General features: G+C 64.5%; 23 protein-coding genes. 9 read left to right on the plus strand and 14 right to left on the minus strand.

The window, feature by feature from the left end; all coding sequences use genetic code 11:
* Positions 1-11: 11 nt before the first annotated feature.
* The 3 genes from BLS75_RS21735 to BLS75_RS21745 all read right to left on the minus strand — a co-directional run bounded on the left by BLS75_RS21735 (position 12) and on the right by BLS75_RS21745 (position 3,592).
* The gene (locus BLS75_RS21735) at positions 12-1,262 is read right to left on the minus strand and encodes a sarcosine oxidase subunit beta family protein (protein WP_011063903.1); all 1,251 of its coding nucleotides are present in this window, start codon (positions 1,260-1,262) and stop codon (positions 12-14) included.
* Positions 1,263-1,285: 23 nt separating this feature from the next.
* Complete coding sequence (locus BLS75_RS21740) at positions 1,286-2,539, minus strand: serine hydroxymethyltransferase (RefSeq protein ID WP_011063904.1); 1,254 nt, start codon at positions 2,537-2,539, stop codon at positions 1,286-1,288.
* A gap of 312 nt (positions 2,540-2,851) precedes the next feature.
* Positions 2,852-3,592: a TraX family protein gene (locus tag BLS75_RS21745; RefSeq protein ID WP_053160268.1), complete on the minus strand. Its 741-nt coding sequence runs from the start codon at positions 3,590-3,592 to the stop codon at positions 2,852-2,854.
* Positions 3,593-3,692: 100 nt separating this feature from the next.
* Between BLS75_RS21745 and BLS75_RS21750 the strand changes: the two genes are divergently transcribed.
* The 3 genes from BLS75_RS21750 to BLS75_RS21760 all read left to right on the plus strand — a co-directional run bounded on the left by BLS75_RS21750 (position 3,693) and on the right by BLS75_RS21760 (position 7,277).
* Complete coding sequence (locus BLS75_RS21750) at positions 3,693-4,733, plus strand: threonine aldolase family protein (protein ID WP_011063906.1); 1,041 nt, start codon at positions 3,693-3,695, stop codon at positions 4,731-4,733.
* A gap of 274 nt (positions 4,734-5,007) precedes the next feature.
* Positions 5,008-6,453 (plus strand): purine-cytosine permease family protein, encoded by a 1,446-nt coding sequence (locus tag BLS75_RS21755; protein ID WP_072451768.1) that lies wholly within the window; start codon positions 5,008-5,010, stop codon positions 6,451-6,453.
* Positions 6,450-7,277, plus strand: coding sequence for a nitrilase-related carbon-nitrogen hydrolase (locus BLS75_RS21760; protein WP_072451769.1), 828 nt, complete (start codon positions 6,450-6,452; stop codon positions 7,275-7,277). The genes BLS75_RS21755 and BLS75_RS21760 overlap by 4 nt, the downstream gene beginning before the upstream one ends.
* 78 nt (positions 7,278-7,355) lie before the next feature.
* Here BLS75_RS21760 and gbcB read toward each other — a convergent pair whose 3' ends face one another.
* A complete protein-coding gene (gbcB, locus tag BLS75_RS21765) occupies positions 7,356-8,456 on the minus strand; it encodes a glycine-betaine demethylase subunit GbcB (RefSeq protein ID WP_011063909.1) in 1,101 nt (366 codons plus the stop codon).
* Between the two features lie 291 nt (positions 8,457-8,747).
* On the opposite strand from gbcB, the gene gbcA reads away from it, so the two are divergent.
* On the plus strand, positions 8,748-10,043 hold the full coding sequence (gbcA, locus tag BLS75_RS21770; protein ID WP_011063910.1) for a glycine-betaine demethylase subunit GbcA: 1,296 nt from the start codon (positions 8,748-8,750) through the stop codon (positions 10,041-10,043).
* A 1,208-nt stretch (positions 10,044-11,251) separates the two neighbouring features.
* Here gbcA and BLS75_RS21775 read toward each other — a convergent pair.
* From BLS75_RS21775 to BLS75_RS21800, 6 genes are all read right to left on the minus strand, one after another.
* A complete protein-coding gene (locus tag BLS75_RS21775) occupies positions 11,252-12,022 on the minus strand; it encodes an electron transfer flavoprotein subunit beta (RefSeq protein WP_072451770.1) in 771 nt (256 codons plus the stop codon).
* A gap of 9 nt (positions 12,023-12,031) precedes the next feature.
* Positions 12,032-13,252 (minus strand): electron transfer flavoprotein subunit alpha, encoded by a 1,221-nt coding sequence (locus BLS75_RS21780; protein ID WP_072451771.1) that lies wholly within the window; start codon positions 13,250-13,252, stop codon positions 12,032-12,034.
* Entirely contained in the window at positions 13,252-15,201 is a 1,950-nt protein-coding gene (dgcB, locus tag BLS75_RS21785; protein WP_072451772.1) for a dimethylglycine demethylation protein DgcB, read from the minus strand. Before dgcB ends, BLS75_RS21780 begins: the two co-directional genes overlap by 1 nt.
* A gap of 114 nt (positions 15,202-15,315) precedes the next feature.
* Positions 15,316-17,376 (minus strand): dimethylglycine demethylation protein DgcA, encoded by a 2,061-nt coding sequence (gene dgcA, locus BLS75_RS21790; protein ID WP_072451773.1) that lies wholly within the window; start codon positions 17,374-17,376, stop codon positions 15,316-15,318.
* Between the two features lie 15 nt (positions 17,377-17,391).
* On the minus strand, positions 17,392-17,922 hold the full coding sequence (locus tag BLS75_RS21795) for a 4-vinyl reductase (protein WP_016962810.1): 531 nt from the start codon (positions 17,920-17,922) through the stop codon (positions 17,392-17,394).
* Between the two features lie 161 nt (positions 17,923-18,083).
* Complete coding sequence (locus BLS75_RS21800; RefSeq protein ID WP_053154285.1) at positions 18,084-19,061, minus strand: dipeptidase; 978 nt, start codon at positions 19,059-19,061, stop codon at positions 18,084-18,086.
* 235 nt (positions 19,062-19,296) lie between these two features.
* Here BLS75_RS21800 and BLS75_RS21805 point away from each other — a divergent pair, with 235 nt between their 5' ends.
* Positions 19,297-19,698, plus strand: coding sequence for a lysozyme inhibitor LprI family protein (locus BLS75_RS21805; RefSeq protein ID WP_019095253.1), 402 nt, complete (start codon positions 19,297-19,299; stop codon positions 19,696-19,698).
* Positions 19,699-19,806: 108 nt separating this feature from the next.
* Here the strand turns inward: BLS75_RS21805 and BLS75_RS21810 are convergent, their stop codons facing one another.
* The 3 genes from BLS75_RS21810 to BLS75_RS21820 are packed head-to-tail and all read right to left on the minus strand — an operon-like array spanning position 19,807 to position 22,056.
* Positions 19,807-20,157: a hydroxyisourate hydrolase gene (locus BLS75_RS21810; RefSeq protein WP_072451774.1), complete on the minus strand. Its 351-nt coding sequence runs from the start codon at positions 20,155-20,157 to the stop codon at positions 19,807-19,809.
* A complete protein-coding gene (locus tag BLS75_RS21815; RefSeq protein ID WP_041120175.1) occupies positions 20,154-20,663 on the minus strand; it encodes a nucleoside deaminase in 510 nt (169 codons plus the stop codon). The genes BLS75_RS21810 and BLS75_RS21815 overlap by 4 nt, the downstream gene beginning before the upstream one ends.
* 55 nt (positions 20,664-20,718) lie before the next feature.
* Positions 20,719-22,056 (minus strand): nucleobase:cation symporter-2 family protein, encoded by a 1,338-nt coding sequence (locus BLS75_RS21820; protein WP_072451775.1) that lies wholly within the window; start codon positions 22,054-22,056, stop codon positions 20,719-20,721.
* A 181-nt stretch (positions 22,057-22,237) separates the two neighbouring features.
* On the opposite strand from BLS75_RS21820, the gene BLS75_RS21825 reads away from it, so the two are divergent.
* From BLS75_RS21825 to BLS75_RS21840, 4 genes are all read left to right on the plus strand, one after another.
* Positions 22,238-23,152 (plus strand): LysR family transcriptional regulator, encoded by a 915-nt coding sequence (locus BLS75_RS21825; RefSeq protein WP_011063922.1) that lies wholly within the window; start codon positions 22,238-22,240, stop codon positions 23,150-23,152.
* 99 nt (positions 23,153-23,251) lie between these two features.
* Positions 23,252-23,506 (plus strand): type II toxin-antitoxin system RelE family toxin, encoded by a 255-nt coding sequence (locus tag BLS75_RS21830; RefSeq protein WP_011063923.1) that lies wholly within the window; start codon positions 23,252-23,254, stop codon positions 23,504-23,506.
* A complete protein-coding gene (locus BLS75_RS21835; RefSeq protein ID WP_015637312.1) occupies positions 23,490-23,813 on the plus strand; it encodes a helix-turn-helix domain-containing protein in 324 nt (107 codons plus the stop codon). Before BLS75_RS21830 ends, BLS75_RS21835 begins: the two co-directional genes overlap by 17 nt.
* 34 nt (positions 23,814-23,847) lie before the next feature.
* Entirely contained in the window at positions 23,848-24,264 is a 417-nt protein-coding gene (locus BLS75_RS21840) for a DUF3010 family protein (protein ID WP_011063925.1), read from the plus strand.
* A 37-nt stretch (positions 24,265-24,301) separates the two neighbouring features.
* Here BLS75_RS21840 and BLS75_RS21845 read toward each other — a convergent pair whose 3' ends face one another.
* Positions 24,302-25,261: a GlxA family transcriptional regulator gene (locus BLS75_RS21845; protein ID WP_015637314.1), complete on the minus strand. Its 960-nt coding sequence runs from the start codon at positions 25,259-25,261 to the stop codon at positions 24,302-24,304.
* Between the last annotated feature and the right edge of the window lie 166 nt (positions 25,262-25,427).

Consider the following 25,427-nt stretch of genomic DNA (forward strand, 5'->3'; position numbering starts at 1 on the left):
TAGTTGTCCTTTTAGTGGGCGACCGCAGCAGCGCCGTGTTCGTCGATCAGCGCGCCGTTGTGGAAACGGTCGATGGAGAAAGGGGCGGCCAATGGATGCATCTCGCCCTTGGCGAGGCTCGCGGCAAACACGTTGCCCGAGCCTGGGGTGGCCTTGAAGCCGCCGGTGCCCCACCCGCAGTTGAAGAACATGTTCGGCACCGGAGTCTTGGAAATGATCGGGCAGGCGTCCGGGCTGGTGTCGACGATGCCGCCCCACTGGCGATTCATGCGCACACGGGAGAGGACCGGGAACATCTCGACGATGGCCTGGATGGTGTGCTCGATCACCGGGTAGGAACCGCGCTGGCCGTAGCCGACCCAGCCGTCGATACCGGCGCCGATCACCAGGTCGCCCTTGTCCGACTGGCTGATGTAGCCGTGCACCGCGTTGGACATGATCACGCTGTCGATGATCGGTTTGATCGGCTCCGACACCAGCGCCTGCAGCGGGTGGGATTCGATCGGCAGGCGAAAACCCGCGAGCTTGGCCATGTGCCCGGAGTTGCCGGCGGTGACCACCCCGACGCGCTTGGCGCCGATAAAGCCCTTGTTGGTCTCGACGCCGATGCACACGCCGTTTTCCTTGCGAAAACCGATGACTTCGGTCTGCTGGATCAGGTCCACGCCCAGGGCGTCGGCGGCGCGGGCAAAGCCCCAGGCCACGGCGTCGTGACGGGCCACGCCGCCGCGGCGCTGGACCGTGGCGCCGAGCACCGGGTAGCGAGTGTTCTTCGAGCAGTCCAGGTAGGGGATCTCGTCCGCCACCTGCTGGGTGTTGAGCAGTTCGCCGTCGATGCCGTTGAGCCGGTTGGCGCTGACCCGGCGCTCGGAATCACGGATGTCCTGCAGGGTATGGCACAGGTTGTAGACCCCGCGCTGGGAGAACATCACGTTGTAGTTGAGGTCCTGGGACAGGCCTTCCCACAACTTCATCGCATGCTCGTAGAGCTGCGCCGACTCGTCCCACAGGTAGTTGGAACGCACGATGGTGGTGTTGCGCGCGGTGTTGCCGCCGCCCAGCCAGCCCTTCTCCACCACCGCGACATTGGTGATGCCGTGTTCCTTGGCCAGGTAGTAGGCAGTGGCCAGGCCATGCCCGCCACCGCCGACTATGACCACGTCATAGACTTTCTTCGGGGTCGGGGTGCGCCACATGCGCTGCCAGTTTTCATGGTGGCTGAGAGAGTGCTTGAAGAGGCCGAAGCCCGAATAGCGTTGCATAGTCATTGCTCCAGTTGCGGCTCTCAGCGGTAAACCGGGAAATCAGCACACAGGGCCGCCACCTGACGGGCGACATTGGCCTCGACGTCGGCATCGCCGAGGTGGTCGAGAATGTCGCAGATCCAGCCCGCCAGTTCGGTGCACTGGGTGACCTTGAAACCGCGGGTGGTGACCGCCGGGGTGCCGATGCGCAGGCCGGACGTGACAAACGGCGACTGCGGGTCGTTGGGCACGGCGTTCTTGTTCACGGTGATGTGGGCGCGGCCCAGGGCGGCATCGGCATCCTTGCCGGTCAGGCCCTGGCGAATCAGGCTGACCAGGAACAGGTGGTTGTCGGTGCCGCCGGACACTACATCGTAGCCGCGTTTGATAAACACGCCGGCCATGGCCTGGGCGTTGTCGATCACTTGCTGCTGATAAGCCTTGAAGCCAGGTTCCAGCGCTTCCTTGAAGCACACCGCCTTGGCCGCGATCACATGCATCAGCGGACCGCCCTGGGCACCCGGGAACACGGCAGCGTTGAGTTTCTTCTCGATCTCTTCGTTGGCCTTGGCCAGGATCAGCCCGCCACGGGGACCGCGCAGGGTCTTGTGGGTGGTGGTGGTGACCACGTCGGCATAGGGCAGCGGGTTGGGATACAGACCGGCGGCCACCAGCCCGGCGACGTGGGCCATGTCGACGAACAGCAGCGCCCCGACCTTGTCGGCGATCTGCCGGAAGCGCGGGAAGTCCAGGGTCTTGGAGTAGGCCGAGAAGCCGGCGACGATCATCTTCGGCTTGTGTTCCACGGCCAGGCGCTCGACTTCGTCGTAGTCGATCAACCCGGTGCGGGTGTCGATGCCGTACTGCACCGCGTTGTACAGCTTGCCCGAGGACGACACCTTGGCCCCGTGGGTCAGGTGGCCGCCATGGGCCAGGCTCATGCCGAGGATGGTATCGCCGGCCTGCAGCAGGGCCAGGTACACCTCGCTGTTGGCCGAAGAACCGGAGTGCGGCTGGACGTTGGCGTAGTCGGCACCGAACAGTTGCTTGGCGCGCTCGATGGCCAGGGCCTCGACCTTGTCCACGTGCTCGCAGCCACCGTAGTAGCGCTTGCCCGGATAGCCTTCGGCGTACTTGTTGGTCAGCCCGCTGCCTTGCGCCTGCATCACCCGCTTGCTGGTGTAGTTTTCCGACGCGATCAGCTCGATGTGATCTTCCTGGCGTTGTTCCTCGGCATTGATGGCCGCCAGCAGTGCATCGTCGTAACCCTGGATCTGGTCTTGCTTGCTGAACATCACGTCTCTCCCAGCGGCGGCGGTGCGCCTTTCGTCTCGGTGAGGCGAGCCTTACAGCTACGCCCTTTGGATGCGATGGTATGACCGGGAAGGGGAACTCAAATGCCTATGGACGCCACGCAAAGGTGCGTTTACGACATGCCCTGGCGTGCGGAGATAAATGCCTGCCCGCACCACCCGCCAACGGCTCTGGATCGGGCCTGTCCCTCCACCGCAGCGCAACGCCCTCTGCCGTAGGAGCTGGCTTGCCAGCGAAGAGGCCCGCAAGCAGGGCGCAAATCCTCACGGGCGCATTCGCCGGCAAGCCGGCTCCTACAGGGCTGCGCGCAGGGCCAGCAGCAGGAGAAAGTGCGCCGGGTACAGCAGGTAGGCCCAGCGGCGCATGGCCGGCACCGACCTGCCACGCAGCCCCCGCAGCAGCATCAGCCCCAGCCACGGCGCCAGCAGACAAGCGGCAATACCGCAGGTCGCCACCTGATTGCCCAGGCGCGCCGCCGGGAACAAGGTTTCCCATTGATTGGCCGCCAGGCACAGCGCCCCAGGCAGCAGGCTGAAATACCAGGGCCGGCGCAACACCAGTACCAGGGCCAGCGGCAGCAACACCCCGAAGGCGCCGAACATCAGCCGCTCGCTGAAAACCACCGCCAGCAGCAAGGCCAGCAGGCCAAGCCCCAGGTCCAGGCCTCTGCGCCGCTGCCAGCCGCGAGCCACCAGCAGGCCCAGGGCCAGGGTGGGCAACACATTCAAGGTATCGGGGTCGGGAATGAACAGGCGATAGGGAATCTCACTCAGCAGGCTGAACAGCAGCAACCAGCCCAGGTAGCGCCATGGGCCGGGCCGGCGGTCGATTTCATCCCTGGCCCGGGTCAGGTTCACCGCCATGGCCAGGCAGAACCAGGGAAACGCCAGGCGCCCGGGTACGTAAAGCCAGTCCAGGCTCAGGCCCACATAACGCAGGTGATCGAGGACCATGCTCAGCAGCGCCAGCCATTTCAGCGCATCCAGCGCCCCGTCGCGCCGGGCAGTGTCGGGTTTCAGCATCGCGTCACGCATAAATCCTTATGGGCCATGCATTATTCCGGCATAAACAGAGCGTGTGCTGGGCCATTATTCTTGGTTAAAGTGCGCACCATCATCGACCACGGAGCCGGCCATGACCGACAAGAGCCAACAATTCGCCAGCGACAACTACTCCGGCATCTGCCCCGAAGCCTGGGCCGCCATGGAGCAGGCCAACCACGGCCACGAGCGCGCTTACGGCGACGACCAGTGGACCGCTCGCGCCTCGGATCATTTCCGCAAACTGTTCGAAACCGACTGCGAAGTGTTCTTCGCCTTCAACGGCACCGCCGCCAACTCCCTGGCCCTGTCGTCGCTGTGCCAGAGTTACCACAGCGTGATCTGCTCGGAAACCGCCCACGTCGAAACCGACGAGTGCGGCGCCCCGGAGTTCTTCTCCAACGGCTCCAAGCTGCTGATCGCCGGCACCCAGAACGGCAAGCTGACCCCGGAATCGATCCGCGAGATCGCCCTCAAGCGCCAGGACATCCACTATCCCAAGCCGCGGGTGGTAACCCTGACCCAGGCCACCGAGGTGGGCAGTGTCTACACCCCGGAAGAAGTTCGCGCCATCAGTGCCACCTGCAAGGAACTGGGGCTGAACCTGCACATGGACGGCGCGCGCTTCTCCAACGCCTGCGCCTTCCTCGGCTGCACCCCGGCGGAGCTGACCTGGAAGGCCGGCGTGGACGTGCTGTGCTTTGGCGGCACGAAAAACGGCATGGCGGTGGGTGAAGCGATCCTGTTCTTCAACCACAAGCTGGCGGAAGACTTCGACTACCGCTGCAAGCAGGCTGGCCAGCTGGCCTCGAAAATGCGCTTTCTCTCCGCGCCCTGGGTCGGCCTCCTGGAAAACGACGCCTGGCTCAAGCACGCCCGCCACGCCAACCACTGCGCGCAGCTGCTGGCCCAACTGGTGGCCGACATCCCTGGCGTGGAACTGATGTTCCCGGTGCAGGCCAACGGCGTGTTCCTGCAACTCTCGGAACCGGCCATTGCCGCACTGACGGCCAAGGGCTGGCGCTTCTACACCTTCATCGGCAAGGGCGGCGCGCGCTTCATGTGCTCCTGGGACACCGAGGAAGACCGCGTGCGCGAACTGGCAGCCGACATCCGCACCGTCATGAGCGCCTGACCCACCCCCCCGCCTGTAGGAGCTGGCTTGCCAGCGAAGAGGCCCGCAACCCGGGCGCCGCGCTCACCGACGCCTTCGCCGGCAAGCCGGCTCCTACAATGGCCAGCGCACCTCCCACCCCGTAGGAGCTGGCTTGCCAGCGAAGAGGCCCGTCAAGCACGCCCCCTTCATCAGTTCACAAATTCCTGAACTGATTATTTGCCCCCACTGATTCAACAACCGCAGCGTTTGTCCGAGACTCCGGGGTCGACCTATAAAAATAAGGCTGTACCCCATGACGACTTCTTCTTGCGTCACCGAGAAAGCCCAGCCTCCCGGCCTGAAGATCGAAACCCGCTCCATCGACTACGTGCCCCGCGATGAACGCCACGGCAAGGTCTGGCACCAGGGCCCCTTCTGGTTCACCGGCAACTTCGTGCTCACCACCATGGTCACCGGTTTCACCGGCGCAGCCCTGGGCCTCGCCCTGCAATACGCCATCCTGGCGATCGTCATCGGCGTCTGCCTGGGCACCTTCTGCATGGCCTTCCACGCCAACCAGGGCCCGCGCATGGGGCTGCCGCAGATGATCCAGTCCCGCGCCCAGTTCGGCCTGCGCGGCGCCATCGTGCCGTTCACCGCCGTGGTGTTCGTCTACATCGGCTTCAACGTGTTCAACGTGATTCTCGCCACCGATGCCATCAACACCGTGATTCCCGGCGCCCGGGCGCCCTGGTACACCCTGATGATCGCCGTGGCGGTGCTGATCGCTGTGATCGGCCATGACCTGCTGCACACCGTGCAGCGCTGGCTGACCTACGTGATGATCAGCGTGTTCGCGGTGCTCACCGTCAGTGCCCTGCTGACCCTGCAGGCCGACTCGGCCCTGGCCGACCCGCAGTTCTCCTGGTCGGCGTTCCTGATCCAGCTGTCGGCCGCCGCCGGCTACCAGATCAGCTATTCGGTGTACGTCTCCGACTACTCACGCTACCTGCCGCACCAGACGCCGTCGCGCCAGGTGATCTTCTGGACCTACCTGGGCGCCGCCGGTTCGGCCCTGTGGCTGATGTCCCTGGGGGCGTTCCTGGCTTCGGCCCTGCCCTCCCCCGATGCCATCGCCAGCGTGCGCGAAGTGGGCAACCGGGTGATCCCCGGCTTCGGCACCTTCACCGTGCTGATCGCAGTGCCGGCGCTGGTGGGCATCATGGCGGTCAACTGCTACGGCGCCATGCTCACCGGCATCAGCGCCATCGACGGCTTCAAGTCGATCAAGCCCAACCTCAAGAGCCGGGTCTGCGGAATCGTGCTGGTGGCGGTGGTGATCTTTCTCATCGCCATGAACATTCCCGAGAGCTACCTGGGCAGCTTCAACACTTTCGTGCTGCTGATGCTGTATTTCCTGGTGCCCTGGACCGCAGTCAACCTGGCGGACTTCTACCTGGTGCGCAAAGGTCGCTATGCCATCAGCGACATCTTCAATCACGCCGGGATCTATGGCCGCTGGTCCAGCGCCGGGCTGCTGGCGTATTTCCTCGGCCTGCTGGCGATGGTGCCGTTCATGTCCCTGAGCTTCTTCCAGGGCCCGCTGTCCCAGGCCCTGGGCGGCGCCGACATTGCCTTCGTGGTTGGCCTTGCCGTGGCCGCGCTGGTCTACTGGGCGCTGACCCGCAACCTGGACCTGGACGCGGAGCGCCTGGCCATCCAGGCCAGCGAGCAGCAACTGGAAGGAGGCGCGCAATGATTCCTCAGGCATCCCTCAAGGTGGCCTGCCAGCAAGTGGCCCCGCGCATCGGCGACCTTAAGTACAACCGCGCCCTGGGCGCCGAGGCGATACGCCAGGCCGCCGCCCGCGGCGCCCAGGTGGTGGTGCTGCCGGAACTGGTGCAGAGCGGCTATGTGTTCAGCGACCGCAATGAAGCCCTGGCACTCTCGGAAAGCCTCGACGGGCCGACCCTGAGCCTGTGGAAAACCCTGGCCGAAGAGCTGCAGGTGGTGATCGTCGGCGGCTTCTGCGAGCGCCTGGACCAGGAGCGCGTGGCCAACAGCGCGGCGCTGGTCGAACCCGAAGGCAGGCTGACGCTGTACCGCAAGGCCCACCTGTGGGATCGGGAAAACCTGATCTTCACCCCAGGCGACGAACCGCCGCCGGTGGTGGCGACCCGCTTCGGGCCGATCGCCATGATGATCTGCTACGACCTGGAGTTTCCCGAGTGGGTGCGCCTGCCAGCCCTGGCCGGTGCGGCCCTGCTGTGCGCCCCGGTGAACTGGCCGGATGGCCTGCGCCCGCTCGGCGAGCGGCCGGCGGAGATGGTCCGGGTGCAGGCCAATGCGGCGGTCAACCGGATGTTCATCGCCGCCTGCGACCGCTGCGGCGAGGAACGTGAAGTGAACTGGGTGGGCGGCTCGACCATTGTCGATGCCGACGGTTATCCACTGGCGGGCAGGGATAGGGAAAGCGCCGAGCAGTTGCTGCTGGCGGAGCTGGACCTGAGCCAGGCCTGGCACAAGTCCATCAGTGAACATAACCATGTGCACCTGGATCGGCGCCCGGCGTTGTATCAGTAACCGAAGGATCAGGTTGCACCTGTTCGCTGGCAAGCCGGCTCCTACAGCAAACGGATGCAGGGGCCGGTTTGCCGGCGATCAGAACTCCACGCGCACGTCGCCCTTGGGCACGCTGCAGCAGGACAGGATGTAGCCTTCGGCTTCGTCTTCCTCGGTGATCCCACCGTTGTGCTCCATCTCCACCTCGCCCCCCAGCTTGAGCACCTTGCAAGTGCCGCAGATGCCCATGCCGCAGGCCTTGGGAATCATCAGGCCAAGCTTGGCCGCCGCCGCGTGCACGGTTTCCCCGGGGGCCACGCGGATGCTCTTGCCCGAAGCGGTGAACTCCACCTGATGCAGATCCGCCAGGTCCGGCTCCGGCGCCTCGGCCGCCTGTTCGGCGTGTTCCACCGCATCGGCCCGGGCTTCGGCCGGGGTCGCGCCGAAAGATTCCTCGTGGTAGCGAGCCATGTCGAAACCGGCGGCTTCCAGCAGCCGCTTGACCGCGCTCATATAGGGCGTGGGGCCGCAGCAGAACACTTCCCGCTCCAGGAAATCCGGGGCCATCAACTCCAGCATCTTGTGGTTCAGGTAACCGCGATAACCGGCCCAGGGCTCGCCCAGGCCGTGCTTTTCGCAGATCAGGTGCAGGCTGAAGTTGTCGATCCGCGAGGCCATGTGCTCCAGCTCGCGGTGGTAAATGATGTCCTTGGGGGAACGGGCGCTGTGGATGAACACCATGTCGACGTTGGCGTTGGTGTCGTAGAACCAGCGCGCCATGGACATCACCGGGGTAATGCCGACGCCACCGCTGAGGTAGAGGATCTTCGGCGCCGGAAAGTCGATGGCGTTGAACAGCCCCACCGGCCCGTGCACCGCCAGTTCCTGGCCTTCGTGCAGGGTGTCGTGCAGCCAGTTGGAGACCTTGCCGCCGGGCACGCGCTTGATGGTCACCGAGAAGCTGTAGGGCACCGAGGGCGAGCTGGAGATGGTGTAGGAACGCATCACCGGCTGGCCCTCGATCTCCAGCTCCAGGGTGACGAACTGCCCAGGCTTGAAGAAGAACATGATCGGCTGGTCGGCCATGAAGCAGAAGGTCCGCACGTCCCAGGTTTCCTGGATGACTTTGACGCAACGGACGATGTGACGGCCATTGGCCCAGGTCTGGGTGGTTACCGGGTTGAGGAAGGTGTTGGACATGCTGTTCTCCACGGCCGACGGTCGGCGTCTTGTCAGCGATTCTGCGTAAGGCTTCTCGCGCCCATTTACCTATCTGCGACATTCACATGCTTATCGCGACCAGCCCCCAGCTGCCGGGGCTGGCGCGTCGGGAACAGATTGGGCCATGTCGCCCATGGATAAGGTTCTTGGCGCCTGCGGACCCACACTCGCCTCAACGACAACAGCCGTTTTTTTCGTGACTTGCGTAGCACCCACCGTAGCCACTAATTAATTCGCCGGCCGCACTGAACGGCCATGAGGACTTGAACGATGGACGTCACCGCAACCCTGAGCTTGGGCGATCCGCTGGAACCTGCACGCAAGGCCACTGCACAGATGCTGCAGGAACGTGAGCGGACCTTTTCCCTGCCGCAGCCGTTCTACTGCGATGAAAGGCTGTTCGATATCGACATGCAGGAGATCTTCCAGAAGGAATGGCTGATCGCCGGCATGACCTGCGAGATCCCCACCAAGGGCAACTACATCACCCTGCAGATCGGCAAGAACCCGATCATCGTCATCCGCGGCGCCGACGGCGTGGTCCACGCCTTCCACAACGTCTGCCGCCACCGCGGCTCACGGCTGTGCACCAGCGACAAGGGCAAGGTCGCCAAGCTGGTCTGCCACTACCACCAGTGGACCTACGAACTGGACGGCCGCCTGCTGTTCGCCGGCACCGAGATGGGCGCCGACTTCGACATGAAGCAATACGGCCTGAAACCGGTGAACGTGAAGACCGCCGGCGGCTACATCTTCATCTCCCTGGCCGAGAACCCGCCGGCCATCGACGACTTCCTGGCGACCCTGGCCCATTACATGGAGCCCTACGACATGGAGAACACCAAGGTGGCGGTGCAGACCACCTTGCATGAAAAGGCCAACTGGAAGCTGGTGCTGGAGAACAACCGCGAGTGCTACCACTGCGGCGGCTCGCACCCCGAATTGCTGAAAACCCTGCTGGAATGGGACGACGTCACCGACCCGCGGGCCGACCAGGCGTTCAAGGACCACGTGGCCGCCTCCGCTGCCGCCTGGGAAGCCGAGAAGATCCCTTACGCCCACGCCAGCTTCGGCCTGCGCAACCGCATCGTGCGCATGCCGCTGCTCAAGGGCACCGTGTCCATGACCCTGGACGGCAAGCAGGGCTGCGCCAAACTCATGGGCCGGATCAAGAACCCGGACCTGGGCTCGATGCGCATCCTGCACCTGCCCCACTCGTGGAACCACTGCATGGGCGACCACATCATCGTGTTCACCGTGTGGCCCATCAGCGCCCAGGAAACCATCGTCACCACCAAGTGGATCGTGCACAAGGACGCCGTGGAAGGCGTGGACTACGACGTCGAGCGCATGCGCCAGGTGTGGGACGCCACCAACGCCCAGGACCGGCGCCTGGCGGAAGAGAACCAGCGCGGCATCAACTCCACCGCCTACCAGCCCGGCCCGTACTCCAAGACCTACGAGTTCGGCGTGGTCAACTTCGTCGACTGGTACAGCGAGCGCATGCTGAGCAACCTGGGGGCGGAACCGGCGCCTTACCTCAAGGGCGTGCCGGTCACTGGATAAAGCACATCCGGCGGGAGACCGCCCGGCACGGTCCTGCGCACCTTTACACAGCCTCGCAGGCTCACCAGCGGCTACAGATGCAGTTTCTGTAGCCGCTGGCGCAGGCGGGGCGCGCTGGTTGGTGGCGCGCCCGCAGGTGCATCGACGGAGGCGCCGATCGCACAAGCCTGTGATAAACGCCAGTCCATTGCCTGCCCCCTCCCCCGAAAACCGGATGTGGATAACTAACCGCCAAGTCCGTGTGGCAACGGCGAAGACAGGCCACTTGCCAGTGTCAAGGCAGCCATTAGAACTGTATGAAATTTGATCTATTGCCGCACAAGCTATGGATTACAAGGGGTGCAGCCTTCGACGAACACCTTATCCACACCTTGGCCCACAGCAACTGTGGGCAAGTTCCTCTGGCTTGGGGATATTTCGCCGGGCAATGGCAATAAAATCCGTGACTTATGTAGAAAGTGCTGTTTCACAAGGTATTGATCATTTTTTGAACACAGCCATCAAAGCCACGTATTCAGAGGGCTACAGAGGAAGGCGAACACCTTATCCACAGAACGGCCAACAGACTTTGGGGGCAACTCGGGTGCACTAGTCGGGCACTGTGGAAAACCGCCAAAAGCCGTGCATTATCAGGGCCACGCCAGGATATTCTGCGGAAAAACCAGCATTTGGTCGTTTTTTGAACAAAGTCTTGAAAGCCCCGTTCTGCAAGGGATACAGCGCTAAGCGAACATCTTATCCACAGAAGCGCCAACAGACTTTGGGGGCAACTGCTGTGCAAAAGTCTGCCCGAGGGTTTTCCCATCATGGAAAAAACGCCATAAAAAACGCCGACTTAGCCTGATCAAAAATCGTACAGGCGGCGCAAGGGCCTGCTACACAAGGGCTGGAGCGAGGCGCGAACACCTTATCCACAGGTCCGCACACAGGGATTGTGAGTAACCCTACCCCCCTGTCGCGAAAGACGGCCGGGAATTGTGCAAAACCGCGCCGGCCTCTTCGCCGGCAAGCCGGCTCCTACAAGGCATCGGTGCATTTCCCCTTGTGGGAACTGGCTTGCCAGCGCACGGCTGCGCCCGGGAATTGTGCAAAACCGCGCTGGCCTCTTCGCCGGCAAGCCGGCTCCTACAGGGCATGGGTACATTTCCCTCCGTAGGAGCTGGCTTGCCAGCGAACAGCGGTGCAAGGGGTTGTGCATAACCCTGGGGTCAGCGCACTACGCCTTCTTCGATGAGCAATTTGAGAATGGCTTCGGCACCCGCCTCAGGGCTGGCGCCCTTGAGTACCTGGCCGGTGCCGCCGCTGGCCTTGGCGGTAGCGGCTTTCATGCGGTCGGCGCCGCTCTTGGCCTTGATCACTTTCAGGCGCTTGGGGCGCGGCTTGGCCGGTTGCAGGCTGGAGCCTGTGAACAACTCGTCCTCCACCACCAGCACCTGGTCGGTTTCGAGCACGCCCCGCCGCGCCGGGCCGTAGGCGCTCTGGCGCGGCTTGGGGGCGGCGTTATCCACAGTGGCGAGGAATGGCAGGCGCACCTTGAGCCGGCGTCGCTGGCCGCGAGGCAAGGCTTGCAGGACATGGGCCACGCCATCCCCCAGGGACTCGACCTGGGCCAGCCCCACCACCAGCGGCCAGCCGAGGTTTTCCGCCAGCAGGAATGGCAGCATCCCCGAGCCCTCGCCGGTTTCCGCCTGGCTGCCGGTGAGCACCACCTGGGCGCCGGCATGACGCAGGTACTGGGCCAGTGCCGGCAGGGCATCGGCGCCCGCCGGCTGCTCCAGCACATGCAGCTGTTCCAGGCCCATGCCCAGGTAGGCACGCAGGGCCGGCTCGGCTACATCGCCGGCATGCAGCACCTGCAACTGCGCACCGGCCAGTTGCAGGCCCAGTTCCACTGCCCGGGCATCCTGTTCGGCACGCCGCGGGCGGCCGGAGGTGGGGTGGGCGCCAATCGAAATCAGGCTGATTACATTGCTGTGCATAACATCCCCTTAAGCCGCATCGCGCTTGGCGTCGTTGCGGTAGGCCGCTACCGCCGCGATCAAGGCCTTGAGAATCTCCGCGCTGTCGCCAATCACCGACAGGTCGGCACGCTTGATCATGTCGCAACCCGGGTCGAGGTTGATCGCCACCACCTTGTCGCAGGCACCAATGCCTTGCAGGTGCTGGATCGCTCCGGAAATCCCCACCGCCACATAGACCCGCGCGGTGACCCAGATACCACTGGCCCCCACTTGCCGGTCGCGGGCCATGAAGCCGTCGTCCACCGCCACCCGCGAAGCGCCTTCGGTGGCCCCCAGGGCGGCGGCGGCCTGGTGAAACAGCGGCCAGTCCTTGACCCCGTTGCCCCCGGAAAAGATGAATTCGGCCTCGGCCATGGGAATCGCCGCCGGGTCCACCGCCACCGCGCCCAGGTCTTCGATCCGCGCCAGGCTGCGGGCCACGCTTGTGGATAACTCCACCGCCAAGGCTTCGTGGCGGGTTTCGCTGACCGGCTCCGCGCATTCGGCGGCGGCCAGGATCAAGCGCGCCACCGGCCGCGCCAGGTCCTGCAGGCCGGCGCCGGCACGGCCGATGCACTGCCCGTCCTTGACCTGCCAGACCCGGGTCGCCGGGCGTTCGCCCAGGGCCGCGGCAAAGCGCCGGCCCAGTTCGCCGCCGCCGGTGCGGCTGTCGGGCAGCAGCCAGTGACGCGGGCTGAACTGGTTATCCACAGCCCGCAGGCCCTGCACCCGTTGCTCCGGTGCATAACCTTCGAACTCGCTGCCTTGCAGCACCAGCAGGCGGTCGACACCCGCGGTGGCGAAGGCCGATTCCTTGTGTTCGCCGAACACCACCGCCAGCACCGCGCCGTCCTGGCCCGCCAACTGATGGGCCAAGCCCAGCAGGTCGCGGTCGTGGCTGCTCAGGCGGCCACCGACCATGTCCGGCACCACGCTGATGTAGAACGCCGGCTGCGCCACTTGATGCAGCGGCAACTGCACCTCGGCCGCTGCCGTGCGCTTGGCGCTGCCGCCCTGCTGGGCGCCACTGCGGTCGATGCGCTTGAGGCCGTTGGGGCCGATGAAACCGATGCCGTGGGGGTTCTTGCGGATCAGGCCATTGGGCCCCATCCAGCTGTGTTGCGCCGGCTGCATGGCCGCGTGCAGCGGGTGCAGGCGGTTGCGGGCGATCCACTCGGCCCGGGGATCGCGGCGGATAATGTCGCTCATCAGTGCACCTCCGCAGGTTCAGGTTTCACCGACGCCGGCGCTTTGCTCGGGGCGGCGTCTTCGAGCAAGGCGTCGGCTACCAGTTCGGCGATGTCCTTGATCATCGGCCGCGGCTCCACCACCCCTTCGAGCATCGCCGTGCACTGTGGACAACCCACGGCCACCAGCTCGGCGCCGGTTTCGCGGATGTCCTGCATGCGCATGTCGGGAATCCGTTGCTTGCCCGGAATGTCGGTGATCGGCGCGCCGCCGCCACCGCCGCAGCAACGGGAACGGAAGCCCGAGCGCTGCATTTCCTTGATCTCGATGCCCAAGGCCCGCAGTACCTCGCGCGGCGCTTCGTACTCACCGTTGTAACGACCCAGGTAGCAAGGATCGTGATAGGTCACGCTGCTGCCCTTGTGCTGGCCCAGGTTCAGCGCACCGGCGCCGATCAGCTCGGCCAGGTAGGTGCTGTGGTGCTGCACCAGGTAGTTGCCATCGAAGGCGCCGTACTCGTTCTTCAGCACATGGAAACTGTGGGGATCGCAGGTGACGATGCGCTTGAAGCGGTACTTGGCCAGGGTCTGGATGTTGCGCTTGGCCAGCAGCTGGAAAGTCGCTTCGTCGCCCAGGCGCCGGGCCACGTCACCGCTGTCGCGCTCTTCCAGGCCGAGCACGGCGAAGTCCACCTTGGCCGCCTTGAGCACTTTGACGAAGGCCCGCAGGGTGCGCTGGTTGCGCATGTCGAAGGCGCCGTCGCCGACCCAGAACAGCACGTCGGTGCTTTGTTTGTCGCTGAGCAGGGACAGGTTCAGGTCCGCCGCCCAGTTCATCCGCCCGCCGGGGTTGAAGCCGCCGGGGTTGTCGGTGGCAATGAGGTTTTCCAGGACCTCGGCGCCCTTGTTCGGCGTGGCGCCCTTCTCCAGGGTCAGGTGGCGACGCATGTCGACGATGGCATCGACGTGTTCGATCATCATCGGGCATTCCTCGACACAGGCCCGGCAGGTGGTGCAGGACCACAGGGTCTCGGCGTCCACCAGGCCGTTGACGATGGGCTGGTGCGGGTTGCCGCCGTGTTCGCCGATGGCCTTGCCAGGGTACGGGCTGCCAGCGAACTGCGCGTCGGTACCGCCGGCCAGGCCGACCACCATGTCCTGGATCAGTTTCTTCGGGTTCAGCGGCTGGCCGGCGGCGAAGGCCGGGCATGCCGCCTCGCACTTGCCGCACTGCACGCAGGCGTCGAAGCCCAGCAACTGGTTCCAGGTGAAGTCCTTGGGCTTTTCCACCCCCAAAGGCGCGTTCGGGTCTTCCAGGTCCAACGGTTTGAGGCCGGTGGAGCGTCCGCCACCAAAGCGCTCGGCGCGCCGGTGCCAGGCCAGGTGCAGGGCACCAGCGAAGGCGTGCTTCATCGGCCCGCCCCAGGTCATGCCGAAGAACAGCTCGGACACGCCCCAGAGCACACCCAGCGCAAGCAGCGCCGCCAGCAGCCAGCCACCGAAGTTTTCCGGAAGGATCCCGGCCACCGGCAGGGTCGCCACGAAGAAGCTCACGGAGAATGCCAGCAGGCTTTTGGGCAGGCGCATCCACGGCCCTTTGGACAGCCGCGCCGGCGGGTTGCGCCGGCGCTTGGCGACGAACAGCGCGCCGACGAACATCAGCGTGGTGGCCAGCAGCAAGGCATAACCCAGGATGCGGTTGTGCAGGCCGAAACCGTGCACCAGGATCGCCAGCACGGCGGCCAGGACAAAGCCCCCCGCCGTGGCCACGTGGGTGTTGGCCATGTATTTGTCCCGGGCCACCACGTGGTGCAGATCAACCATGTAGCGCTTGGGCATGGCCAGCAGGCCGCCAATCAGATCGACCTTGGAGGCTCGCCCCCGGCGCCACATGGCCACGCGTCGCAGCGCGCCAAGGACCGCAAGGCCGATGGCGGCGAACAACAGAATGGGAAGAAGGGTGTTCAACATGGTGGAGCTCCCAAAGACCTGGGGCCTTGTAGGAGCTGGCTTCCCAGCGATCAGGCGGCACGCGGTATCTCGCCAGTGCCGATCGCCGGCAAGCCGGCTCCTACAGGAAGTGGCTTAGAAATCCTTGCACAGGCGCAGTGCGTCGTAGATCGCGGCATGGGTGTTGCGCTGGGACACGCAGTCGCCGATGCGGAACAACAGGTAGCCCTCCCCCGTCTCGCTCAGGCACGGCTGCGGCTTGATCGCGAACAGCGCCTCGACGTCCATCTGGCCCTTGTTGCGCGAACCTTCCTTGAGCCCGTAGTAGAGCTCCTCGTCGGGACGCACGCCGTTTTCCACCACCACCTGATCCACCACCCGTTCCTCCCGGGCGCCGGTGTATTCGTTCTCCAGCACCGCCACCAGCTTGTCGCCCTCGCGGTAGACCTTCTCCAGGGTCAGGTCCCCGGTCATGATCACTTCCTTGGGGTACAGGCTGCGGTAGTAGGTAGGGAACGAGGTGCCGCCCACGGCGATGCCCGGCTTGATGTCGTCGGTGACAATCTCCACTTGCGAACCCTTGTCGGCAATGAAGTCGGTGACCGACATGCCGGTGAACTCGCAGATGGTGTCGTACACCAGCACGTTCTTGCCCGGTGCCACCTTGCCGTCGAGGATGTCCCAGCTGCTGACCACCAACCCTTCGTCGGCGCCCCAGTGCTCGTTCTGCTCGATGAACGGATGGCCGCCCACGGCCAGCACCACCACGTCGGGGCGCAGGTCGAGGATGGTCGCGCTGTCCGCCGCGGTGCCCAGGCGCAGGTCGACTTTCAAGCGCGCCAGCTCCAGCTGATACCAGCGGGTGATACCGGCGATCTGATCCCGTTGCGGGGCCTTGGAGGCGGTGGTGATCTGCCCGCCAATGGCTTCCTTCTTCTCGAACAGGGTCACGTCGTGGCCGCGTTCGGCGGCGACGCGAGCGGCTTCCATACCGGCAGGACCGGCACCGACCACCACCACCTTGCGCTTGATGCCGGTGGTTTTCTCGATGATGTGCGGCACGCCCATGTACTCACGGGACGTGGCGGCGTTCTGGATGCACAGCACGTCCAGGCCCTGATACTGGCGGTCGATGCAGTAGTTGGCGCCGACGCACTGCTTGATCTGGTCGATCTGGCCCATCTTGATCTTGGCGATCAGGTGCGGGTCGGCCATGTGCGCGCGGGTCATGCCCACCATGTCGACGTAACCGCCTTCGAGAATCCGCGTGGCCTGGTTCGGGTCCTTGATGTTCTGCGCGTGCAGCACCGGGACCTTGACCACTTCCTTGATGCCCGCCGCCAGGTGCAGGAACGGCTCCGGCGGGAAGCTCATGTTGGGGATCACGTTGGCCAGGGTGTTGTGGGTGTCGCAGCCCGAACCCACCACGCCGATGAAGTCCAGCATGCCGGTGTCGTCGTAATACTTGGCGATCTGCTTCATGTCCTCATGGGACAGGCCGTCCGGGTGGAATTCGTCGCCGCACAGGCGCATGCCCACGCAGAAATCATCGCCCACTTCAGCGCGTACCGCCTTGAGCACTTCCAGGCCGAAACGCATGCGTTTCTCGAAGGTGCCGCCCCATTCGTCGGTGCGCTTGTTGACCCGCGGGCTCCAGAACTGGTCGATCATGTGCTGGTGCACCGCCGACAGCTCGACACCGTCCAGGCCACCGGCCTTGGCCCGGCGCGCGGCCTGGGCGTAGTTGCCGATCACCCGCCAGATCTCCTCCGGCTCGATGGTCTTGCAGGTGGCGCGGTGCACTGGCTCGCGCACCCCGGACGGCGACATCAGGGTCGGCCAGTTGAAACCGTCCCAGCGCGAGCGCCGGCCCATGTGGGTAATCTGGATCATGATCTTGGCGCCATGCTTGTGCATGGCGTCGGCCAGGTTCTGGAAATGCGGGATGATCCGGTCGGTGGACAGGTTCACCGAGCTCCACCACTCCTGGGGGCTGTCGATGGCCACCACCGAGGAACCGCCACAGATCGCCAGGCCGATGCCGCCCTTGGCCTTTTCCTCGTAGTACTTCACATACCGTTCAGTCGTCATGCCGCCGTCGGTGGCGTAGACCTCGGCGTGCGCGGTGCTCAGCACACGGTTGCGGATGGTCAGTTTGCCGATCTGGATCGGCTGGAACATCGCTTCGAAAGCCATTTTTCTTAACTCCGCTTACAACGGTTTGACGACGAACAGGCCATCGTCGTGGCCTTCTTCGGAACCACCGTAAACCTGCTCTGCCACGGTGCGGATCTTGCTGCCACGGGCGGCCAGGATCTGGTCCATGGCGCCGGCGAACCAGCCGGTGAACATGTAGTCGACCTTGCGCCCGACCTTGCCGTACACGTAGACGAAGGCCGAGTGTTCGAGCTTGACGCTGGCGGTGCCTTTATCCAGGTCGATGTCCTGGATCTTGAACAGGCCCCAGCCGCGCTGGGACAGGCGCTTCATGTAGTGCTCGAACACCGCGACGCCTTCCAGGCCGTGGCATTCGGCTTCTTTTTCGCACCAGTGCCAGGCGGACTTGTAGCCGGCCTTGTAAAGGATCTCGGCATAGGCCTCGGCGCCCAGTACTTCCTCGATGCCCATGTGGTTGTTGACGAAGAAATGCCGTGGCACGTAGAGCATCGGCAGGGCGTCGGAGGTCCAGACACCGGTTTCGCTGTCGACTTCGATAGGCAATTGCGGGGCGATCTTGGCCATGTTTCAAAACTCCGGAATTCTGTGGATAAGTACGTCTGTAGCCGCTGCCGCAGGCTGCGAAAAGGCTCGAAGAGCCTTCCGAGGGCCGCAAGAGCGCGTCTCCTTCGGAGCCGATCGCAGCCTGCGGCAGCGGCTACAGGAATGTGCTGTGGGGGGTGGCGTTATTCGCCCCAGACGTCCTTCAGGACATTGACCCAGTTCTCGCCCATGATCTTGCGCACCACGCGCTCGCTGTGGCCGCGCTTGAGCAGGGTCTCGGTGAGGTTGGGGAACTCGCCCACGGTGCGGATGCCCAGGGGGTTGATGATCTTGCCGAAGTTGGTCAGGCGCCGGGCGTAGCCCTTGTCGTGGGTCAGGTACTCGAAGAAGTCCTGGCCATGGCCCTGGGTGAAGTCGGTGCCGATGCCAATCGAATCTTCACCGACGATGTTCATGGTGTATTCGATGGCTTCGGCGTAGTCGTCGATGGTGGAGTCGATGCCCTTGGCCAGGAACGGCGCGAACATGGTCACGCCGACGAAACCGCCGTGGTCGGCGATGAATTTCAGTTCGGCATCGGACTTGTTGCGCGGGTGCTCCTTGAGCCCCGACGGCAGGCAGTGGGAGTAGCAGACCGGCTTCTTGGATTCGAGGATCACTTCCTCGCTGGTCTTGGAACCAACGTGGGACAGGTCGCACATGACCCCGACGCGGTTCATCTCGGCGACGATCTCGCGGCCGAACCCGGAGAGCCCGCCATCACGCTCGTAGCAGCCGGTGCCCACCAGGTTCTGGGTGTTGTAGCACATCTGCACGATGCCCACGCCCAGCTGTTTGAACACCTCGACGTAGCCGATCTGGTCTTCGAAGGCATGGGCATTCTGGAAGCCGAAGAGGATGCCGGTCTTGCCCAGCTCCTTGGCCTTGCGAATGTCCGCGGTGGTGCGCACGGGCATCACCAGGTCGCTGTTTTCGCGTATCAGCTTCTGGCTGGAGGCAATGTTGTTGACCGTGGCCTGGAAACCTTCCCAAACCGACACGGTGCAGTTGGCTGCGGTCAGGCCGCCCTTGCGCATGTCCTCGAACAGCTCGCGGTTCCACTTGGCAATGATCAGCCCGTCGATAACGATGCTGTCGGCGTGTAGTTCGGCTGGGCTCATCAGGCTGTCCCCTTATTGGCGATTCATGCGCCGAATCGTCTGCCGGCGCTTTGGGGTCAGCATATGCTTGAGGGCCGGGGCGCCTGGGTGCAAAAACGACAGGGGAATTGCCGAAAGCGTCAAGCGCCGACAAAGGGCCGGACGGAGGGCATGGGTGGCCTCTGTTCTTTGCCCGGGGCTTGCGCCAGAATTCGCCGCTTCAACGAAAGCGTCACTGGATGAGGGCAGCGCTGCAATGAAACCGATCTTCCTGGCCTTGTTACTGATAACGACAGGCGTACAGGCGGCCGAAGAGGCCGACAACACGCCCTGCGACGGCGTGGAAAACGACGTGCAGACCCTGGAATGCGCGACCTACAACAGGACCACCGCCGAACAGTTGCTGGGCGACAACGTGCAGAGCCTGCTGGAACGCCTGGGCACCCTCTATGGCAGCGACAAAGGGCAACTGGCCGACATCAGCGCCAAGGTCAAAAATGCCCAGCAACTGTGGCAGAAGCAGCGCGACGCCGACTGCGCGATGGAGTCCTTTCCGGCCAAGCCCGGCACCAAGGCCTACACCATCGCCACCAATGACTGCCTGGCGCGCATGAGCGACGAACGCTCGGAGTTCATCGAATCCATCGCCCAGGAATGACCCGCCACCGCTAGGAGCGGGCCGGCCCGCGAAAAGCGCTCTGGCAAACCGGTTGTGGTGGCTGCGAGCGTTTCGCGAGCAAGCTCGCTCCTACAGGTCAGCGCCGGGTCAGGCGCCACCGCGAAAGCACGAGACGCCCCAGGCGGTGAGCTTGAACGGCAGGTGGTAGTGCTGGCCCGGATCATCCAGGCCGAAGCGGTACACCAGCACCTCGAGGAAGGGCACCGGCGGCAGCGCCTGGCCTTGCTCGCGATAGAACGCCGCCACGTCCAGCTCCACTTCGTAGACGCCCTGGCCGAAGCTCGCCGAGCGCTCGGCAAGCTCGCTCAGCAAGCCGTTGCCGGCAATTCGCCCTGCGCAGAGCAGCTCGCCGCCCAGGCGGCGCACCCGCACCGCCATGCCTTCGGCCACCTTGCCGCTGGCGACGTCCACCACATGGATGGATAGGCCGCCGTTCATTTCCAGAAGCCCTTGTGCGCCAGCGCGGCCTCGCTCTCAAGCATCGGCCCGAACACCGGGATCTGCCGCTGCCCACGGGCGAACACTTCGCGGCACGGCAGGGAAAAGGTCGGGTTTTCCGGGTGGTCGCCGGTCAACTCCAGCAGCTCATGTTCAGACAAGGCGTAGACCACCCGACCAATGCCGGTCCAGTAGATGGCCCCGGCGCACATGCAGCAGGGCTCGGCGCTGGTGTACAGGGTGCACTCGGCCAGGGCCTGGGGGCTGAGGCGCTTGGCCGCCAGCGCCGCTGCCGCCAGTTCGGCGTGCTGGGTCGGGTCGCCTTCGGGGGGCATCGAGTTGTTGCCGGCGCTGGCGATGACCTTGCCGTCGCGATCGGCCACCAGGGCCGCGAACGGATGACGGCCGCGGGCCTTGGCCTCTTCGGCGAGCTGGATGCTCTGGCGCAGCAAGTGCAGGTCCAATTCGGTGACGCCGGCAGGGATGGAAGAAAGAATCTGGGTCATCTTGACCTCCTTTTCATGGGCAGGAGCCGCCACAGCAATGGCGGCGAGAAAAACGTCAGTCATTGAGCTCGACATGGGCTGCCAGCACCTGGGTGGCGGCCTCACGGGGGTTGAGCAGCAGGTTGAGAACGATCGCGGTGATGGCGCCAAGGAAGATGCCGCTTTCCAGCACCAGCCTGAGGGGACCGTGCAGATGGGCGAACAGCGCCGGGAAGGACATCGGCAGCACCCCGACGCTGACCGACACCGCCACCACGATGGCGTTGCGCGTACCTTCGAACGGCACCCGCGACAGTTCCTGGATGCCGGCCACTGTAGTCATGCCGAACATCACGATGGCGCAACCGCCAAGCACCGGGGTCGGCACCGCGGCCACCAGGGCACCCAGCTTGGGAAACAGCCCCATGAGCACCATGATTGCCCCGGCCGCAGCCACCACGAAGCGGCTCTTGACCCTGGACAGCGCGATCAGCCCGGTGTTCTGGGTAAAGGCGTTGTAGGGAAAGCTATTGAACAGGCCGCCGAGCAGGGTCGACAGGCCATCGGCGCGGAACGCATCGCCCAGGGTGCGCTGGGTGGTCGGCTTGCCGGTGAGCTTGCCGATGGCCAGGCAGTTGCCGGTGGTCTCGGCCATGATCACCAGCATCGCCAGGGTCATGATCAGGATCGGCACCAGGGAAAACTGTGGAGCCCCAAACGCCATGGGCCGGCTCAGTTCGAACCAGGCCGCCTGGCTCACCTGGGCAAAGTCGGTCATGCCGAACGCCGCGGCGATCAGGCTGCCCACCAGCAAGCCGATGAGCACGCTGAGGTTGCCGATAAAGCCCGAGAACTTGCCGTAAATCACCAGCGTCACCGCTACCGTGGCCAGCCCCAGCAGCAGGTTGGCCGGCGCGCCGAAATCGTCCGCCGCGGGGTTGCCGCCGCCGAGCCAGATCGCCGCTGCCGGCATCAGGGAAATGCCGATGATGGTGATCAGGCTGCCGATCACTACGGGCGGGAAAAACCGCAGCAAACGGCTGAACAGCGGCGCCAGGGCAATGGTGATGACGCCTGCGGCGATCACCGCGCCGAACACCTCGGTCAGGCCGAACTGCTTGCCGATCATGATCATCGGTGCCAGGGCGATGAACGAACAGCCCTGGATCAACGGCAGCCGCGCGCCAAAACGCCAGAACCCCAGGGTCTGGACCAGGGTGGCGATGCCCGAGGTCAGCAGGTTGGCGTTGATCAACAGCACCACCTGCGCCGGGGTCAGGCCCAGGGCATTGCCTAGAATCAACGGCACCGCCACCGCACCGGCATACATCACCAGCACATGCTGCAGGCCGAAGGTGAACAGCTGGCGGACGGGCAGGACCTCGTCCACGGGATGCACGCGGGAAATTGTCATGTCGCAGGTCTCCTGAAGGTGCAGCTTTTGCTTTTGTTTTGGCAGGCATCCGGGGCAAGCGCCGCCGGCAGGAAGTACGGACGTCGGGGCCATGATCTGTGCTTGAATACGATGAAACAAATGAGCAGCCATCGTTTTTAACGATGGATCAGACAGCCCTCTTCCAGGGCCGGGAGCCGCGATGCGCTTTTCGCTGGATCAACTGCAGATGTTCGTACAGGCCGCGCAAAGCGGCTCGTTCTCGGCCGCCGCACGCAAGCTGGGCAAGACCCAGTCCACGGTCAGCGTGGCCATCGGCAACCTGGAGGCGGACCTGGGGGTCGAGCTGTTCGACCGCAGCGCTCGCAGCCCGGTGCTGACGGCCACCGGGCAGAAGATGCTGCTGCAGGCCGAGGCGGTGCTGGAGCGCTGCCTGACCCTGCAGGCCAACGCCGACTGCCTGTCGCAGGTGGTGGAGCCACACCTGTCGATCGTCATCGAAACCCCCTATGGCCCGCTGATGCCGGCCCTGCGGGAGTTCGAACAGGCCTTTCCCTATGTCGACCTGCTGATCCGCCACCCGCTGTCCGGGGACGCCAGCGAGCTGGTGGCCCGGGGTGAGGCGGTGCTGGGCATCGCCTTCTCGCAACCGGGCTACCCCCAGGAGCTGGAGTTCCAGCAATTGGGCAAGCTGATCATGTTGCACGTCTGCCACCCGGACCACCCGCTGGCGCAGCTCGACAGCGTGACCTTCGACGACCTGCACGTGCACCGGCGCCTGGCCTTCAGCGCCCACGCCAACAAGCTGCCCAGCAGCGAATACCTGCGCTCCACCCAGCTGTGGCAGGCGGAAAACTACCTGGCGCTGCTGGAAATGGTCCGCGCCGGCCTGGGCTGGGCCACCCTGCCGCGGCAACTGATCCAGCGTGAACTGGCCAAGGGCGAGCTGGTGGAACTGCAACTGGGGGCCTACCCCCATACCGACTGGCTGATCGGCGTCGACCTGCTCTGGGCCCGACAACGGGTGATGGGCAAGGCCGAGCGCTGGCTCAAGGAGCGGTTGCTGCGCCAGAAGGTGTACGAGGTGGACCGGCGCGGACAGTCCACGACCTGGTAATGCTGGCGCGGGCAACAAAGGGACAAGGTTCTGCACTTGGCCGGGCAGGAAATATAAGCAAGGATTCGCATTACTTATAAAAGACTTATATAGTCCGCCATGAACGAGATCCTCTGGAGTAGAAAAGCGGTCAAGCAGTTGATGCGACTGCACCACGAGCATCAGGTCCAGGTTCGCGATGCGATTGCCCTGCTGGCCGACATGCCCGCCAGTGGCAACGTCAAAGCCCTGTCCGGCCACACTTATGCCTATCGTCTTCGGGTCGGGCAGTACCGGGTCCTGTTCGACTGGGACGGAGCCATACACATCGTCAGTGTTCAAGAGGTCAAGAAACGTGATGAACGTACCTACTGACATCCAGATCATCCACGGCCCGGACGGCAGCCCGGCATTCGTGGTGATTCCCTACGCGCAGTACATGGCGCAGTACAAGGAAGCCGATCTGATACCCCATGACGTGGTCAGCCGCATGGTCGACGGCGCCACGCCGATCCGCGCCTGGCGCGAGCACCTGCACCTCACCCAGGACGAAGTCGCCAGGCGCCTGGGGATCTCCCAGCCGGCCTTTGCCCAGCAGGAAAGCGTCGCCCGGCCGCGCCGGGCCACCCGGGAAAAGATCGCCGCCGCCTTCGGCATACGCGCCGACCAGCTGGAGCTGTAAGCTGCGCCTCACTCACTGATTGAAAGGGTTCCCCATGAGCATCTGCGGTATCGAGATCAAAGGCAGCGAAGCCATCTTCGCCCTCGCCACCCTGCAAGACGGCGCGGTGCAACACCAGCCGCTGGCCACCAAGAAAATCGCCCTGGAAGACGATGACGAGGCCGCCAACGTCAAGGCCTTCGCCAGCCAGGTCGGGGCCTTCGTGCGCGAACACGGGATCACCCGCATCGCCATCAAGAAGCGCAGCAAGAAAGGCGAGTTCGCCGGCGGCCCCACCACCTTCAAGATCGAAGGCGTGTTTCAGTTGCTGGAGAATTGCGAGGTGACCCTGCTGTCGCCCCAGACCATCAACGCCCAGTACAAGAAGCACGGCTTCGCTCTGGCCGCGAGCCTCAACAAATACCAGCACGAAGCCTACAAAGCCGCCTGCGCCGCCCTGCTGAAAAAGTAACCCTAGGAGCCGGCTGGCCGGCGCTACCAAGCCCGAGTCAAGCCAGCTCGCGGCCGCCGCCCGACGGGCGCCGGTCTTCCCGCGGGCACCGCACGAAACGCGCGCGGTAACTGCGGGTGAAGTAGGACGGCGATTCAAACCCGCAGGCAATGCTCACCTCCAGCACGCTCATGTCGGTCTGGCGCAGCAGTTTGCGGGCTTTCTCCAGGCGCAGGCCCAGGTAGAAATTGCTCGGGGTGTCGTTGAGGTGCAGGCGGAACAGGCGCTCCAGCTGGCGCCGGGTGACCTTGATCGACTCGGCCAGGGCCAGGGTACTCAGGGGCGGTTCGCTGTGCTGTTCCATTTCGCCGATCACCTGCACCAGCTTCTTGTTGCTGATGCCGTAGCGGCTGGCGACTTCCATGCGCTGGTGATCCTTGCGCGGGCGGATGCGCCCCAGCACGAACTGCTCGCTGACCTGGACCGCCAGTTGCGGGCCGTGGGCCTGGGCGATCAGGTCGAGCATCATGTCGATGGACGCCGTGCCGCCGGCACAGGTGATGCGCCGTCGATCGATCTCGAACAGCTCCTGGGTCACGCTCAGTTGCGGGTAGGACTCCTTGAAGGCCTCGATGGCCTCCCAGTGCAAGGTCACCCGGTGCCCCTCCAGCAAACCGCTCTCGGCGAGGATCACGCTACCGGTGTCGATCCCGCCCAGGGTCACGCCCTCCACCTCCAGCCGCCGCAACCAGTGCTCCAGGGCCGGGGTGAGAAACTTCAACGGCTCGAAACCGGCCACCACCCACAAGGTTGCGCCTTTCTTCAGCGGCTCCAGGGCCGCATCGACATTCACCGACATGCCATTGCTGGCCAGCACCGCGCCGCCGTCGGCGCTCAGCACATGCCAGCGGTACAGCTCGCCACGAAAGCGGTTGGCCACCCGTAGCGGCTCGATGGCCGAGATGAAACCGATGGCGGAAAACCCCGGCATCAGCAGGAAATAGAAGTCCTGGGACATGCAACGCACTCCGGTGACGGCCAGCGTGGGCCTTGTGATACGCCAAATGCCCCCATGCCACAAGGGGGCAGGTCGCTGCAGTGCAAGAGTCGGTCGCCGCTGTGCGCTTGCCACCGGCGGCGCCTGCGTACCTTGGCAACACCTGCGCACAAAGACGCCGGGACCG

It is taken from the genome of Pseudomonas sp. NFPP12, from assembly GCF_900103205.1.
In the GTDB taxonomy this organism is placed as follows: Bacteria; Pseudomonadota; Gammaproteobacteria; order Pseudomonadales; family Pseudomonadaceae; genus Aquipseudomonas; species Aquipseudomonas protegens.

Bases quoted from the DNA above. Each gene is read 5' to 3' on its own strand.
- BLS75_RS21780 (WP_072451771.1), bottom strand. From the start codon at position 13,252: ATGAGCGACATTATCCGCCGCGATCCCCGGGCCGAGTGGATCGCCCGC.
- BLS75_RS21745 (WP_053160268.1), bottom strand. From the start codon at position 3,592: ATGCGTGACGCGATGCTGAAACCCGACACTGCCCGGCGCGACGGGGCG.
- BLS75_RS21760 (WP_072451769.1), top strand. From the start codon at position 6,450: ATGATTCCTCAGGCATCCCTCAAGGTGGCCTGCCAGCAAGTGGCCCCG.
- BLS75_RS21820 (WP_072451775.1), bottom strand. From the start codon at position 22,056: ATGACAATTTCCCGCGTGCATCCCGTGGACGAGGTCCTGCCCGTCCGC.
- BLS75_RS21775 (WP_072451770.1), bottom strand. From the start codon at position 12,022: ATGCACAGCAATGTAATCAGCCTGATTTCGATTGGCGCCCACCCCACC.
- BLS75_RS21835 (WP_015637312.1), top strand. From the start codon at position 23,490: ATGAACGTACCTACTGACATCCAGATCATCCACGGCCCGGACGGCAGC.
- gbcB (WP_011063909.1), bottom strand. From the start codon at position 8,456: ATGTCCAACACCTTCCTCAACCCGGTAACCACCCAGACCTGGGCCAAT.
- BLS75_RS21795 (WP_016962810.1), bottom strand. From the start codon at position 17,922: ATGGCCAAGATCGCCCCGCAATTGCCTATCGAAGTCGACAGCGAAACC.
- BLS75_RS21825 (WP_011063922.1), top strand. From the start codon at position 22,238: ATGCGCTTTTCGCTGGATCAACTGCAGATGTTCGTACAGGCCGCGCAA.
- BLS75_RS21840 (WP_011063925.1), top strand. From the start codon at position 23,848: ATGAGCATCTGCGGTATCGAGATCAAAGGCAGCGAAGCCATCTTCGCC.
- BLS75_RS21815 (WP_041120175.1), bottom strand. From the start codon at position 20,663: ATGACCCAGATTCTTTCTTCCATCCCTGCCGGCGTCACCGAATTGGAC.
- BLS75_RS21800 (WP_053154285.1), bottom strand. From the start codon at position 19,061: ATGAGCCCAGCCGAACTACACGCCGACAGCATCGTTATCGACGGGCTG.
- BLS75_RS21735 (WP_011063903.1), bottom strand. From the start codon at position 1,262: ATGCAACGCTATTCGGGCTTCGGCCTCTTCAAGCACTCTCTCAGCCAC.
- BLS75_RS21810 (WP_072451774.1), bottom strand. From the start codon at position 20,157: ATGAACGGCGGCCTATCCATCCATGTGGTGGACGTCGCCAGCGGCAAG.
- dgcB (WP_072451772.1), bottom strand. From the start codon at position 15,201: ATGTTGAACACCCTTCTTCCCATTCTGTTGTTCGCCGCCATCGGCCTT.
- BLS75_RS21740 (WP_011063904.1), bottom strand. From the start codon at position 2,539: ATGTTCAGCAAGCAAGACCAGATCCAGGGTTACGACGATGCACTGCTG.
- BLS75_RS21805 (WP_019095253.1), top strand. From the start codon at position 19,297: ATGAAACCGATCTTCCTGGCCTTGTTACTGATAACGACAGGCGTACAG.
- BLS75_RS21750 (WP_011063906.1), top strand. From the start codon at position 3,693: ATGACCGACAAGAGCCAACAATTCGCCAGCGACAACTACTCCGGCATC.
- gbcA (WP_011063910.1), top strand. From the start codon at position 8,748: ATGGACGTCACCGCAACCCTGAGCTTGGGCGATCCGCTGGAACCTGCA.
- BLS75_RS21755 (WP_072451768.1), top strand. From the start codon at position 5,008: ATGACGACTTCTTCTTGCGTCACCGAGAAAGCCCAGCCTCCCGGCCTG.
- dgcA (WP_072451773.1), bottom strand. From the start codon at position 17,376: ATGGCTTTCGAAGCGATGTTCCAGCCGATCCAGATCGGCAAACTGACC.
- BLS75_RS21830 (WP_011063923.1), top strand. From the start codon at position 23,252: ATGAACGAGATCCTCTGGAGTAGAAAAGCGGTCAAGCAGTTGATGCGA.
- BLS75_RS21845 (WP_015637314.1), bottom strand. From the start codon at position 25,261: ATGTCCCAGGACTTCTATTTCCTGCTGATGCCGGGGTTTTCCGCCATC.